A 12,594-nucleotide genomic window follows, 5' to 3' on the forward strand; every position below is an offset into this window, starting at 1 on the left:
TCTTATTTTTGAAATTTAATTTTATAAGGGGGATTTTATTATGTCACAACAAGTTACAATGTCATTTTCAGTAGTACCACAAGCGAAAACGAAAGATGTATATTCTGTTGTCGATAAAGCAATTGAAGTTGTGCAACAATCGGGAGTTCGTTATGAAGTAGGGGCAATGGAAACAACTTTGGAAGGAGAATTAGATGTACTTCTTGATGTCGTTAAACGTGCGCAACAAGCTTGCGTCGATGCTGGAGCAGAAGAGGTGATTACTTCTATTAAAATCCATTATCGTCCAAGCACTGGTGTAACGATAGATGAAAAGGTTTGGAAGTACCGTGATGAATATGCAAAACCAGAAGCAATCTAAACTTATTACAACTATTTGGCTTATCCTTCTCATTGCGATATGGGAAGGATCTGTTTCATTATTTAAAATCGAACCGTGGATTTTACCAAAGCCTTCTGCCATTGTTCAAGAATTAATTGGGATGAAAGATTTACTATTACCAAATACGATGCAAACACTGCAGGAAGTTATAATTGGACTATTCTTTGCAATTTTATTGGGGACGAGTATCGCAATTATTATGGACGTTATACCGTTATTTCGTATTTTAATAAATCCATTGCTCGTTATTTCGCAAACAATTCCAATTGTTGTACTTGCACCGCTATTTATTATTTGGTTTGGATATGGGATGTTGCCGAAAGTAATGGTCGTAATACTCGTTTGTTTCTTCCCAATTGCGCTTAGTATTTTAGAAGGTTTTCAAACAGTAGATAAAAATATGCTGAAACTGTTACAAACAATGAAGGCGACGAAATGGCAAGTTTACCAGAAGGTAAAATTTCCAGCAGTGCTCCCATACTTTTTCTCAGGTTTAAAAATTGCAGTTACATATAGCGTAATGGGGGCAATTATCGGAGAATGGCTCGGTGCAAGTGAAGGATTAGGCGTTATGCTTACGAGGGCTACAAAATCCTTTTTGACTGCCCGAGTATTTGGTGTTGCAGCAATCATCGTTATGGTCACATTATGCCTGTATTTTATCGTAGAGTTTATGGCAAGAATAACAGCACCATGGATATATAGAAAGGACGGCAGAAAATGAAAAAAGGTTTGAAAGTTATGTTAGCTGCCTTAGTAGCGGTAGGTGTGGCTGGATGTAATCCGGCGAAGAAAGAAGAAAGTGCAAGTAAAGATCAAAAAGTAAAAGTAGTATTAGATTGGTTTCCAAATACGAATCATACTGGCTTGTATGTAGCGAAAACGAAAGATTATTACAAAAAGCAAGGATTAGATGTAGAAATTATTCAACCAGGTGACAATGTAACAGCAGAGCAAATGATAGCATCAGGAAAAGCAGACTTCGCAATAAGTGCACAAGAAAATGTAACGTTAGCTCGTGTAGAAGGAATTCCTGTTGTATCTGTAGGAGCGATTATTCAGCATAACACTTCAGCGTTTGCATCGCTTAAGAAAGACAATATGACGTCACCAAAAGATTTTGAAGGTAAACGTTACGGCGGCTGGGGAGGACCAGCAGAAGAAGCGACATTAAAGACGATTATGGATAAACATCAAGCTGATTTTAATAAAGTTGAAAAAATCATCTTAGGACAAACAGATTTCTTTAAATCAATTGGCCGTGATGCAGATTTCGAATGGATTTATTACGGTTGGGATGGTATTGAAGCGAAGCGTCAAGGAAAAGAGTTAAATACGATTATGGTGAAGGACTTAGATCCAGCGCTTGATTTCTATAGTCCTGTTATTATTACGAGTGAAAAACATACGAAGCAAGATAAAGACTTTGTGAAAAAGTTTATGAGTGCAACGACAGAAGGTTATAATTTTGCAATTAAGGAACCGAAAGAGGCTGCTGATATTTTAATTAAAGCTGTTCCAGATGTGAATAAAGATTTAGTTCAAGAAAGCCAAAAATGGTTAAGTACGAAGTATCAAGATGATGCTAAAGCATGGGGAGTACAGAAGGAAGAAATTTGGACGAATTACATGAATTTCTTATATGACAACAAAGTTATTAAAAAGAAAATCGATGTAAAAGATGCTTTTACAAATGAATTCCTTCCAAGTGAAAAATGAGCGGATTACAAATAAAAAATATAGTGAAATCTTTCGACGGAAAGAATGTATTAGAGAATATTAGTGCCTCTATACAAGAGGGAGAGTTTGTTTCCTTTGTAGGACCGAGTGGTTGCGGGAAAAGCACATTATTAAACATGATTGCAAATGTTGAAAAACCAACAAGCGGGAACGTAACGTATAACGATAAGCAAGTACAAGAGCAAGATGTTGTTAGTTATATGCCACAACAAGATTTATTACTACCGTGGCGATCAGCTTTGCAAAATATCGTTCTTCCGTTAGAAATTGAAGGAAAGCCGAAAAAACAAAGGCTGACAGAAGGAATGGAAGCATTAAAGCAGTTCGAACTAGATGAATATGCAAACCATTATCCAGATGAATTGTCTGGTGGTATGCGTCAAAGAATTAGTTTTCTGCGCACATATTTATGTGAAAAGCCAATTATGCTGCTTGATGAGCCTTTTGGTAAATTAGATGCATTTACAAAAATGGAAGTACATAGCTGGCTTTTAAACTCTTGGCATCAAGAGAAGCAAACAATCGTTATGGTTACACATGACTTAGATGAGGCAATCTTGCTTTCAGATCGCGTATTTATTTTATCTCAAAGACCAGCGTCAATAGTTGGCGAGGTACAAGTGAAATTACCTAGGCCGAGAACGATGGATATGTTAACATCACTCGAATTAAAAAAGGATAAAGAAGAGATTTTAGGTGTGTTAGCTCCTTATATGAAAAAATAGAAAAAGCTGATGTTTTAATTTTAGACGAACCGACTAATCATTTGGATGTAGAAACTAAGATGGCTTTACAGGAAGCGTTACAACAATACAAAGGAACAGTTTTAATTGTCTCACATGAACCTTCTTTCTATGAATCGTGGATAACAAAAGTATGGAATATAGAAGATTGGAATGCTGAACAATATGAATAAAGAAAAGGCATTAGCTTTTATGAGCTAATGCCTTTTCTTTATGATTAACATGATTTTCGAGAACTCTTACATGAGAATTGTATGAAGAAGCACTCTTATGGTGCGCTTATAAGCGTGCTTTTTCTTTTGTTATATTTATAATACGAAAGCCTTTCCCTAACAGGTGACTATCTTTCTTTATATATATAGATAGTTCAAAATGGAATAAAAATAATTCCTTTATGTAAAGGATAATATGGATATTATAGGAAGACAATAGAAATTAAAGGAAATTCATGTAAAATTCAAATGAACTCCATATAAACTTCATATTAGAAATTAAATATAATTATAATAGGTTATTGTGATATTTTTGATTTTTCATAAAATTAAAAGTTTGAATTTAGGAGGTATTGCTCAAACCTAAATTCAAACTTTATTGAAGTAATTAATGGATATTACGTCTAGTTTTCGCTAATGACGGCATTTAAAAGTTCGGCAGGATTACCTGTTCCTGCACCGCCAATTGTAATAGATCCACCAGGAGGAATTTCACCATTCCATCCTGCGTTCGTAATTACATAATGATTATTTGTTTTACTACTAATTTTAGAATCCCAAACTTGTGTTAAATTGCCGCTATAATCAAATTCTAATTTCCAATTTTTAATAGGAGTCGTTCCATTATTTTTGATTATAATCGAGAAGTTATAACCGCTGCCCCAATTCGAAGTGACTGAAAATGTAGCAGTACCATTTCCATCAGGAGGTGTCGTATTAGCTTCATCCGTTTTGACAGTAAGAGCGGTAGGTTGTGATTTATTTCCAGCAGCATCTTTGGCAATTACCGAAAATTTGTATTCCGTATTAGGTTTTAAGTTTTTAATTGTAATGCTATTTGTTGTTGTACTCCATTTCTCTTCTCCAGCAGTAATTTCATATTCCGTAACTCCTACGTTATCAGTAGATACAGTCCAGTTTAATTGAACTGAGTTTGAATTTTTATTCGTAACTACAATGTTTTTAACATTCGTTGGTGGCTCAGTATCTTTTTGACTAATAGGTCCACCAAGTAATTCTTTTACTAGCGTATCAAGTAATTTCGGACCACTGCAACTATATTTTGGACTTGTACGGCAATCTCCGCTTAGTTCCCAAAACATTGCTCCACTTAAACCTTTCGTCTTTATATAGTCTGTTTTGTATTTCATAGATTCATTGTCATCGTAGCTAATAAATGTGCCTGTAGTTGCATTATATAAGTAAGGTACTTTAGCTGTGTCATTCCAGTAGCGTACAAAACCATTTTTATTAACGTAATTGGCTGCTAAATCACCGTAATCATACACACCTGTGTCACCGGTAGAGTAATCATCCCAAGTACCTTTAGAAGCAAGTTTCCCATCACTACCTGGTTTGCAAGGTTGATATTGTCCGTTATTTTCTTTGCCACAACTTTTCCAGCCACGTCCGTAAAAGGGTACGCCTAATACTAGTTTATCGACTGGAACACCTTCATTTGTATAAACATTTATAGCACCATCTACGTAAAAATTCGTATTTGCTGCTGGGTCATTTGGATCCTTATATAGAGCTGCATTATGATTAGAAGTAGCTTCCCATCCGCCGTGGAAATCATATGTCATAATATTAATCCAATCGAGTATTTGAGAAATTTTCTTTAGTTCTGTATGATCAGCGTAGCGTTGACTTGCACCTGAAGCGATTGTTAGTAAATATTGTTTGCCATCTTCAGCACCTGCTTTATTCAAAGCATTTCGGACGTCTTGAAGAAGGAGAGTGAAATTTTGTTTATCTTCAGGACGATAACTACCACCAGGAATCGTTTCAACGCCCGGATATTCCCAGTCTAAATCTACGCCATCAAACCCATATGCGCGAAGAAAAGCTACTGTAGATTCAGCAAATACTTTTCTTGTTTTTTCATCAGCGGCCATATCAGAAAAGCGGTTAGACCAAGTCCAGCCACCAACGGAAATAATTGTTTTTAAGTGAGGATATTTAGCTTTTAATCGTTTTAGTTCCCCGAAATTTCCGCAACGGGCATATTTATCGCAATCTTCCCAAGTTGTCCCTGAGCCAGGATACGATTTGGTAACATCAGCCCATGGTTCACCGAGTACGAGAGTACCATTAGGAACCTCTTTATTTTGCAATGGTACACCAGATTCTTTACAGTTCCACGTTTGTTTATTTGGATTATCAGGATGAGTAGAAGGGTTTCCATGTTTTCCGTTCCAACAAATATCCGCGAAAGCATAGTTAAGGTGAGTAAGTTTTGATGCATCAATGTCAGCAACTTGATAATTACGTCCGTAAACGCCCCACGAAGGAAAGTATCCAACAATTTTTTGACTTTGCTTTTGTGAATCTGCTAATGCGAGATTTGGATTAATAAAATTTGTGAGAAAAAGAGGTAAGAAAAGTAGTAGAGATAGTAATAACAGTGTGAATTTTTGAGACCTCATAGCCATTTCTCCTTTCAAAATAAAAGATATATTTAAAGGCATACGCCAATAAATCAAAATGAATCTAGACGTATAAAACGTCTAGATAAAATGATCAGACATCACGAAGTCTATACAAGGGAGCTGGGGGTGATTAAATCGTAACAAATGTAAGATTTAGTGTAAACGCTTTATTAAATTGAAAAAGACTTTCTCAATACAAAAAGGCTTGAATACAAACTGTATATGAAAACGAAAGATCGGTATGGGAGGAAAAAGCTCATTATAAATAAATTTGAGAAAAAATTGTATGGAGCCAATTATTAAAGGCATAGAAAGATAAGGAAATATCATGTAAAATAATAGTAAAAATATGTAAAGGAGGGAATGGTGTGGATGTGTTTTTGAACATTGCTGAAGAAAAAATTCGACAAGCAATACGGAATGGTGATCTTGATTATCTTCCGGGAAAAGGAAAACCACTACAATTAGAAGATCTTTCAATGGTACCTCCAGAACTTAGAATGAGTTATAAAATTTTAAAAAATGCGGGAATGATTCCACCAGAAATGGAACTACAAAAAGATATATTAAAAATAGAGGATCTAATTGCTTGCTGTTATGATGAAGAAGAGAGAAAGAGATTACGAGAAGAGTTAACAGCAAAAACGCTTCGTTTTCAGCAGGTAATGGAAAAGAGAAAGATTAAAGATAGTTCAGCTTTTCGTATGTATCAAGACAAAGTATTTCGTAAATTACGCTAAGAGGGATAAGATGACTACATTTAAAACGATAGAAGAATTAGCGACCTATATCGAAGAACAACAATTGGTACTTCTGTTTATTAAAACGGAAAATTGTGGTGTTTGTGATGTTATGCTAAGAAAAGTAAATTGCGTATTAGAGAATTATGATTACGTAGAGAAAATAGAGATATTACTACAAGACATGCAGGAGATTGCGGGGCGATATGGAGTATTTACAGGGCCAACAATTTTATTATTTCATAATGGAAAAGAAATTCTTCGTGAATCACGCTTCATTTCACTTGAAAATCTAGAGAGAACCATTCAATTATTCGAGGAATAAGGGAGGCTTTTAAATGGAATTTATTATTGTCATACTATTATTTGTTGTAGTTGGAACAATCGTAACAGCAGTTCGATCGAACAAAAAGAAGGTAAATCTTACAAAACAAAATAACATTCATAATTCATCTAACAGCTCATCACCGTTATTTTTCTTTGCTGGATCTGATAATGATAGCTCGCATGATGGCGGCTCACATGATTGTGGAGGATCTTTTGGGGGAGATAGCGGAGGAAGCTGTGGTGGCGGTGGTGATTGATAAAAATGCGCCTTATATAGGCGTATTTCTTTTTAAACAAACGTTTGATTAGTCGGCTTACATATGCATAAACACAGTTAAACAAACGTTTGTTTAATATTTTTAACATACTAAGGGGAATGGAAATGAAAAGGGAACCGAAAGTGAAAAATAAGGGGAAAGTAGTGTTATTTTTATTAGCTGCGGGAGGCGTATTTCTTGTTAAATTAGCATTTAAATTTGGAACCATACATATGATTCGAACTTGGTTTGAAAGTACGTTTTCTTAAATAAGGAATATAGCCTCTTGCGATAGAGGTTTTTGATTTGTTATTATTAGACTGAACGGTCGGTTTAAAGAGGTGTGAATATGAGAAGAAGCGCAGAAGAGATAAAGAAAGAAATTGCATATAAAGCAGAAAGTCTATTTTCACAGAAGGGCTACGCAGCTACATCTATGGAAGAGATTTGTGAAATTACAGAGCGAAGTAAAGGAAGTATTTATTATCACTTTAAAAGTAAAGAAGAATTATTTTTATTTGTAGTGAAACAGCATACGTATGATTGGATTGAAAAATGGAATGAAAAAGAGAAGTTGTATAGCACTAGTACTGAAAAACTATATGGTCTCGCGGAATATCATGTAGAGGACATACAGCAACCAATTTCAAATGCAATAGAGGAATTCTCTATGAGCCAAGTTGTAAGTAAAGAGATTCTGGATGAACTGTTAGCTTTAACTAGAGAATCATATGTTATGTTTGAGAAATTAATTGAAGTAGGTATACAGTCTGGAGAGTTCCGTGAAGATAATACTCGTGATCTTATGTATATTGTAAACGGATTATTATCAGGACTTGGAGTGCTTTACTACGAATTAGATTATAAAGAGCTGAAACGTATTTATAAAAAGGCAATAGATGTATTGTTAAAAGGAATGGCAGCTGAATAATAGGTCAGTTGCTTTTCTTACAAAATAAATTAGACCGAACGGTCGGTTTATGAAAGGGGAATGAAAATGAACGCTTTATTTAAAAACCGAGCATTTATGCTCGTTATGGCGTCTGATATTTTACAACAATTTGCAATTTGGATCAGAAATATGGCTCTTTTGTATTTTATAATGGAGCGAACGAATAATGATCCAGTTTCTGTTTCATTGTTATCAGTTATGGAATATGCACCTATTTTTATTTTCTCGTTTATCGGTGGTGCGCTAGCTGATCGCTGGAATCCGAAAAGAACAATGGTCGCTGGAGATGTATTAAGTGTACTGTCTATTATAGGAATTGTCTTGTTGTTAAAGCTGGATTATTGGCAGGCTATATTTTTTGCAACACTCATTTCCGCGATTGTAGGTCAGTTTTCTCAGCCCTCATCTTCGCGTATATTTAAGCGCTATGTAAAAGAAGGAGAGGTAGCAAATGCGATTGCATTTAACCAAACATTACAGTCATTATTTCTGATTTTTGGACCAGTGGTAGGATCGCTTGTGTATACACAACTTGGTTTATTTACATCACTATATAGCTTAATCATTTTATTTTTGTTATCTGCTATCGCCCTTTCATTCTTACCAAAATGGGTTGAAAAAGAGCAGGTGGCGAGAGACTCATTAAAAAATGATATAAAAGAAGGTTGGAAGTATGTTCTTCATACGAAAAATTTACGTATGATTACGATCACTTTTACAATTATGGGTTTAGCTGTTGGATTAACGAATCCATTAGAAGTATTCCTTGTAATTGAACGTTTAGGTATGGAAAAAGAAGCTGTTCAATATTTAGCGGCAGCTGACGGAATAGGTATGTTACTCGGTGGTATTGTTGCTGCAGTTTTCGCTTCAAAAGTGAATCCGAAAAAGATGTTTGTATTCGGTATGGGTATATTAGCCATTTCATTTTTAGTAGAAGGGCTATCTACATCATTTTGGATTACTAGTTTCATGAGATTTGGAACAGGTATTTGTTTAGCTTGTGTTAATATTGTTGTCGGTACGCTTATGATTCAACTTGTACCAGAAAATATGGTTGGAAGAGTAAATGGAACGATTTTACCACTGTTTATGGGGGCAATGCTAATTGGAACTTCATTAGCTGGAGGATTAAAGGAACTAACTTCACTAGTTACTGTGTTTTGTATAGCGATGGCACTTATTTTATTAGCGATAGGGCCAGTTGTACGTATGCAAATAAAGAAAGAAGATATCGCTAACAAAGAGGCACTAACAAATTCATTAGCTTCAAAATAACTATTGTAAGGGAGCAATATTGCTCCTTTTTTCTTTGAGGAACTTTTGACAACTATATGAGCCAATTATATACTGATGTTGTAAAAACGATTTTACAGGTTAGGAGCAATGGTGTGAAAAATCAAATCTATGAATTACGCACTGAAAATAATATTTCACAAGGCGCATTAGCTGATAAATGTAAGGTTTCTAGACAAACGATAAATGCAATTGAGAATAATAAATATGATCCAAGCTTAGCGTTAGCGTTCCGTTTAGCTGAAGTATTAGGAACAACTGTTGATAAATTATTTTTGTACAAGCAGTAGAGTCGTTCATTATAAGGCGCACCTTTAAAAATAAAAAAGATCCTCTTCTTATGAGAAGAGGATCTTTTCTTATAGCGTTTTAGTCTTTGGACTAGGTGGTGTAACGGATGTATTATTTTCTGGAACTCTAGTTAGTAAGAATCCTCCGATAATAAATAGAACAATAATACTAAGAACACCAGCGTTTGTTTTTCCTGTTAATTGCGTTGTAACACCGACTAATACCGGACCCATAATTGCGGCAAACTTCCCAAATATATTATAAAATCCGAAGAATTCATTAGCAGATTCTTTTGGTACTAGTTTTGCAAAGTATGAACGACTTAGTGCTTGAATACCACCTTGAGATGTAGCAACTAACATTGCTAAAATCCAAAAATCAAGTGTCGTTTTTAAAAAATAAGCATATGTGCAAATAATGATATAAATAATGATACCGACATATAGCATTTTTTTGCCAGTAAATGTTTCAGATAATTTTCCGTATAGTAAAGCAAATGGACAAGCGACAATTTGTGTTACAAATAATATGATTAATAGATTCGTTGCACTAATACCGAGATCGGTTCCGTAAGCAGTAGACATAGTAATAATTGTATCGACTCCGTCAATATAGAAAAAGTAAGCGATTAGAAACATAAATACAGTTTTATATTCTTTAATATTTTTAAAAGTATCAGCAAGACGTTTGAAGCTCATTCTAATAGGTCTTGGATGACGCTCAATATAGTGTGTTTGCTCTACGTTTTTTAGCATTGGAATTGTAAATAACCCCCACCAAAGAGCTGTTATTGCAAAGGAAATTTGACTAGCAATGCCGACCGATAAGGGAATAGTTCCTTTTTGAGAAAGAATAATAAGAGCGATACAACCGATAAAAGGAATTGTACTCCCGATATAACCTAATGCAAATCCTCTTGTAGAAATTCGGTCCATTCTATCTTCAGAAGTGACGTCTACTAAAAATGCATCATAGAAAATGTTTGCTCCAGCAAAGCCGATTAAGGCGAGCATATAGCACCCTAGCAATAAGTACCACTGAGAGGTTGGAACGACTGCTAACATACTTGTAAATACGATACCGAGTCCAAAGAAGAATGTGAAAAAACGTTTTTTAAATCCTTTATAATCAGCAACTGTGCCAAGAATAGGAGCAAGTATAGAAATTAAAAGTGTTGCGAATGAGTTTGCATATCCCCAATATGCTGTTGAAGTTGCCCCAGATAGTCCAGCTTCTTTTGCAGCTGCTTTAAAGTAAATTGGAAATAATGCAGTTGTAATGACGAGCGAGTATACAGAGTTCGCCCAATCGTATAATATCCAGCTTTTTTCTTGTCTGGACATTTTTTTCATATAATGTTCCCCCTTAAATTTGTTTTACTAACAGTGTACAAAAATAAAAATTATAAAAAGAGAAACAGTGATGAATTTTACATAACTTTTACATATATACACAGTTCTTTACAATTGGAGTAAATCCTCTACAATTGCTCCGTCTGTTTCACCTAAGTGTAAACCGAGTAGTCTAGCGATAGTTGGACCTTCATCAATAAGTCTCATATACGGGACGGTAAAGCCACTTTTTATTCCTTTCCCAGCAGCGATAAAAATTGTTTCATAGTTAGGTTTTGTTGGAGAGTATCCATGCGTACCAAATGTATATTTTTTACTAGGCGTAACATCTTTTTCAGTAATTTCTTTTATAAAATCTCCTGTATAGTTTTCAGTGAAATAATACCCTTCTCGTGCTTCTAACATGAATAAACAATTACCGTCTGCACCGCAGTCTTTGGCAGCTTCATCATGAAGTATAAATTCAATTCCGTTTTGTTTATTTTGAAGTAGTTCTTCAAGGAGTAGTTGTACCTCCCGGATTGTATCCGTATCATTTTTGTCCTTTACATATACATAGGCAGAGCCGTCGCAACTTTGGCAATAGGCTTTCCAGTCTACTAATTTTCCTTTTTTATTAAGAGATATAAGTCTTCTTTGATGGAATAGCACATTTAATTGGATGGATTTGTTTTCACTTAAAGCGCTATGATCACCAAGGGCAATAATTGTACTTTCTTCGTATAGGTCACTTTCTTTTAGTGCTTGAATAATTTTCCCTAGACGTTCGTCGTGTCTCTGGATAGCAGCTGTTGTTTCGTTAGATTCAAAGCCGTGATAGTGTCTTTGTGTGTCTAGATCGGTGAAATGTACGAACATGACATTAGGCTTTTTCGTCTGGATTGTATGCACAGCAGAGGCGAGGACGAAATCATCCAGCTCTGGTTGTGATAAACCATTTCTTATATGGCCGAAACGACGATTTAAATCTAATTGGTATAGTGGGCTACCGCTAAATAAGGAAACTAACACTTGATTTTGCCAAGGTCTATTGGGGAAAATTTCTGGTAAATTGTAATCGATGTTCGCTCTTCCAGTAACAGGCCATAGAAGGGCAGCTGTCGTTAAATTTGCTTTGCGCGCTTCATCATACAATGTTGTTCCTTTTATTGATTTTCGGTACCAATGCCAATCAGGTGATTCACGCCCTGGTTGAAGTAACGTATTGCTAACAACACCGTGCTTGTTAGGGTAATTACCAGTTACGATTGTTGAGTGGCTTGGATATGTTACAGAAGGATAAATTGGTTCTACTTTTTCGACAACCGTGCCCTTTTTTATTAGAGATTGGAAATGAGGTAGTTTTTGTAGTATAGGAAAATCTAAAGCTGATAAACAGTCGAATGATAAAATGATGACGTGGTTTGTTAATGCTTTATCCATAAAGTTCCCTCCTGATTATATAAAACCTATTATTATATATTACTATTAACACCTAGTAATAAATATATATATTTAGGTGAAAGTTTATTATTTATTTTCAGAAAAATTAAACATATAATTAAGTATAAGGGAATCTATGGAGGGAGGGAACACTATGGATTGGTTAGATGGATTTGGTATTTTTTACATCATTGGCGGAATCACGATTATCCTTGTATTTACTATTTCATATTTACTAAAGAAACGGTTTCCAGACAAACAGTTTGATATTATATTTGCACTTAGTTTAATACTTCTTTGCTTAGCGTCCTTTCCCGTTACAATGATGGTTATTGGTGGGTGGGAAGGAATGGGATATGGATTTATTGGTTTCTTCGTCCTAATTGGTACACTTATCGGTATGATTGCACATCAACTTGTGAAAATTACGCGGAAAAGCTACGTATAA

At 35.0% G+C, this 12,594-nt stretch carries 15 protein-coding genes and 1 pseudogene; 13 read left to right on the forward strand and 3 right to left on the reverse strand.

All coding sequences use genetic code 11. The features are described 5' to 3' along the window. Window positions 1–40: 40 nt before the first annotated feature. The 5 genes and pseudogenes from DN407_RS02220 to DN407_RS02240 all read left to right on the forward strand — a co-directional run. Window positions 41–361 carry an MTH1187 family thiamine-binding protein gene (locus DN407_RS02220; RefSeq protein WP_000082906.1) on the forward strand — a complete coding sequence of 107 codons (321 nt, stop codon included), beginning with the start codon at window positions 41–43 and terminating at the stop codon, window positions 359–361. Beyond that, window positions 333–1,106, forward strand: coding sequence for an ABC transporter permease (locus DN407_RS02225; protein WP_001057166.1), 774 nt, complete (start codon window positions 333–335; stop codon window positions 1,104–1,106). The genes DN407_RS02220 and DN407_RS02225 overlap by 29 nt, the downstream gene beginning before the upstream one ends. After that, the gene (locus tag DN407_RS02230; protein WP_000715568.1) at window positions 1,103–2,101 is read left to right on the forward strand and encodes an ABC transporter substrate-binding protein; all 999 of its coding nucleotides are present in this window, start codon (window positions 1,103–1,105) and stop codon (window positions 2,099–2,101) included. Before DN407_RS02225 ends, DN407_RS02230 begins: the two co-directional genes overlap by 4 nt. Beyond that, window positions 2,098–2,847 (forward strand): ABC transporter ATP-binding protein, encoded by a 750-nt coding sequence (locus DN407_RS02235; RefSeq protein WP_097796286.1) that lies wholly within the window; start codon window positions 2,098–2,100, stop codon window positions 2,845–2,847. The genes DN407_RS02230 and DN407_RS02235 overlap by 4 nt, the downstream gene beginning before the upstream one ends. Next, window positions 2,844–3,038 (forward strand): annotated as a pseudogene (locus DN407_RS02240) (P-loop NTPase family protein); the annotation flags it as partial. The gene DN407_RS02235 and the pseudogene DN407_RS02240, both read left to right, overlap by 4 nt. 443 nt (window positions 3,039–3,481) lie before the next feature. On the opposite strand, the gene DN407_RS02245 reads toward DN407_RS02240, so the two are convergent. Next, a complete protein-coding gene (locus DN407_RS02245) occupies window positions 3,482–5,506 on the reverse strand; it encodes a glycosyl hydrolase family 18 protein (protein ID WP_149215973.1) in 2,025 nt (674 codons plus the stop codon). Between the two features lie 371 nt (window positions 5,507–5,877). Between DN407_RS02245 and DN407_RS02255 the strand changes: the two genes are divergently transcribed. From DN407_RS02255 to DN407_RS02285, 7 genes are all read left to right on the forward strand, one after another. Beyond that, window positions 5,878–6,249, forward strand: coding sequence for a DnaJ family domain-containing protein (locus DN407_RS02255; RefSeq protein ID WP_000382380.1), 372 nt, complete (start codon window positions 5,878–5,880; stop codon window positions 6,247–6,249). Between the two features lie 10 nt (window positions 6,250–6,259). Then, a complete protein-coding gene (locus DN407_RS02260) occupies window positions 6,260–6,574 on the forward strand; it encodes a thioredoxin family protein (protein WP_000206517.1) in 315 nt (104 codons plus the stop codon). Between the two features lie 13 nt (window positions 6,575–6,587). Then, the gene (locus DN407_RS02265) at window positions 6,588–6,833 is read left to right on the forward strand and encodes a hypothetical protein (RefSeq protein WP_000394369.1); all 246 of its coding nucleotides are present in this window, start codon (window positions 6,588–6,590) and stop codon (window positions 6,831–6,833) included. Window positions 6,834–6,958: 125 nt separating this feature from the next. Beyond that, a complete protein-coding gene (locus DN407_RS02270) occupies window positions 6,959–7,102 on the forward strand; it encodes a hypothetical protein (protein ID WP_000817981.1) in 144 nt (47 codons plus the stop codon). Between the two features lie 80 nt (window positions 7,103–7,182). Further along, window positions 7,183–7,764 (forward strand): TetR/AcrR family transcriptional regulator, encoded by a 582-nt coding sequence (locus DN407_RS02275; RefSeq protein ID WP_001254434.1) that lies wholly within the window; start codon window positions 7,183–7,185, stop codon window positions 7,762–7,764. 66 nt (window positions 7,765–7,830) lie between these two features. After that, a complete protein-coding gene (locus tag DN407_RS02280) occupies window positions 7,831–9,063 on the forward strand; it encodes an MFS transporter (RefSeq protein WP_000992567.1) in 1,233 nt (410 codons plus the stop codon). A gap of 56 nt (window positions 9,064–9,119) precedes the next feature. Then, a complete protein-coding gene (locus tag DN407_RS02285; RefSeq protein ID WP_002023181.1) occupies window positions 9,120–9,371 on the forward strand; it encodes a helix-turn-helix transcriptional regulator in 252 nt (83 codons plus the stop codon). A gap of 69 nt (window positions 9,372–9,440) precedes the next feature. On the opposite strand, the gene DN407_RS02290 is transcribed toward DN407_RS02285, so the two are convergent. Further along, window positions 9,441–10,724: an MFS transporter gene (locus DN407_RS02290; RefSeq protein WP_000738812.1), complete on the reverse strand. Its 1,284-nt coding sequence runs from the start codon at window positions 10,722–10,724 to the stop codon at window positions 9,441–9,443. 108 nt (window positions 10,725–10,832) lie between these two features. Beyond that, window positions 10,833–12,146 (reverse strand): alkaline phosphatase family protein, encoded by a 1,314-nt coding sequence (locus tag DN407_RS02295; protein ID WP_149215974.1) that lies wholly within the window; start codon window positions 12,144–12,146, stop codon window positions 10,833–10,835. Window positions 12,147–12,300: 154 nt separating this feature from the next. Between DN407_RS02295 and DN407_RS02300 the strand changes: the two genes are divergently transcribed. Further along, window positions 12,301–12,594, forward strand: coding sequence for a YesK-like family protein (locus DN407_RS02300; protein ID WP_000383858.1), 294 nt, complete (start codon window positions 12,301–12,303; stop codon window positions 12,592–12,594).

Source organism: Bacillus sp. JAS24-2 (assembly GCF_008274905.1).
In the GTDB taxonomy this organism is placed as follows: domain Bacteria; phylum Bacillota; class Bacilli; order Bacillales; family Bacillaceae_G; genus Bacillus_A; species Bacillus_A cereus.

What these genes read in the sequence shown, in the direction of transcription:
- DN407_RS02220 (WP_000082906.1), top strand. Translation starts at nt 41, where the DNA reads ATGTCACAACAAGTTACAATGTCATTTTCAGTAGTACCACAAGCGAAA.
- DN407_RS02225 (WP_001057166.1), top strand. Translation starts at nt 333, where the DNA reads ATGAATATGCAAAACCAGAAGCAATCTAAACTTATTACAACTATTTGG.
- DN407_RS02230 (WP_000715568.1), top strand. Translation starts at nt 1,103, where the DNA reads ATGAAAAAAGGTTTGAAAGTTATGTTAGCTGCCTTAGTAGCGGTAGGT.
- DN407_RS02235 (WP_097796286.1), top strand. Translation starts at nt 2,098, where the DNA reads ATGAGCGGATTACAAATAAAAAATATAGTGAAATCTTTCGACGGAAAG.
- DN407_RS02245 (WP_149215973.1), bottom strand. Translation starts at nt 5,506, where the DNA reads ATGAGGTCTCAAAAATTCACACTGTTATTACTATCTCTACTACTTTTC.
- DN407_RS02260 (WP_000206517.1), top strand. Translation starts at nt 6,260, where the DNA reads ATGACTACATTTAAAACGATAGAAGAATTAGCGACCTATATCGAAGAA.
- DN407_RS02265 (WP_000394369.1), top strand. Translation starts at nt 6,588, where the DNA reads ATGGAATTTATTATTGTCATACTATTATTTGTTGTAGTTGGAACAATC.
- DN407_RS02270 (WP_000817981.1), top strand. Translation starts at nt 6,959, where the DNA reads ATGAAAAGGGAACCGAAAGTGAAAAATAAGGGGAAAGTAGTGTTATTT.
- DN407_RS02275 (WP_001254434.1), top strand. Translation starts at nt 7,183, where the DNA reads ATGAGAAGAAGCGCAGAAGAGATAAAGAAAGAAATTGCATATAAAGCA.
- DN407_RS02280 (WP_000992567.1), top strand. Translation starts at nt 7,831, where the DNA reads ATGAACGCTTTATTTAAAAACCGAGCATTTATGCTCGTTATGGCGTCT.
- DN407_RS02285 (WP_002023181.1), top strand. Translation starts at nt 9,120, where the DNA reads ATGAGCCAATTATATACTGATGTTGTAAAAACGATTTTACAGGTTAGG.
- DN407_RS02290 (WP_000738812.1), bottom strand. Translation starts at nt 10,724, where the DNA reads ATGAAAAAAATGTCCAGACAAGAAAAAAGCTGGATATTATACGATTGG.
- DN407_RS02295 (WP_149215974.1), bottom strand. Translation starts at nt 12,146, where the DNA reads ATGGATAAAGCATTAACAAACCACGTCATCATTTTATCATTCGACTGT.
- DN407_RS02300 (WP_000383858.1), top strand. Translation starts at nt 12,301, where the DNA reads ATGGATTGGTTAGATGGATTTGGTATTTTTTACATCATTGGCGGAATC.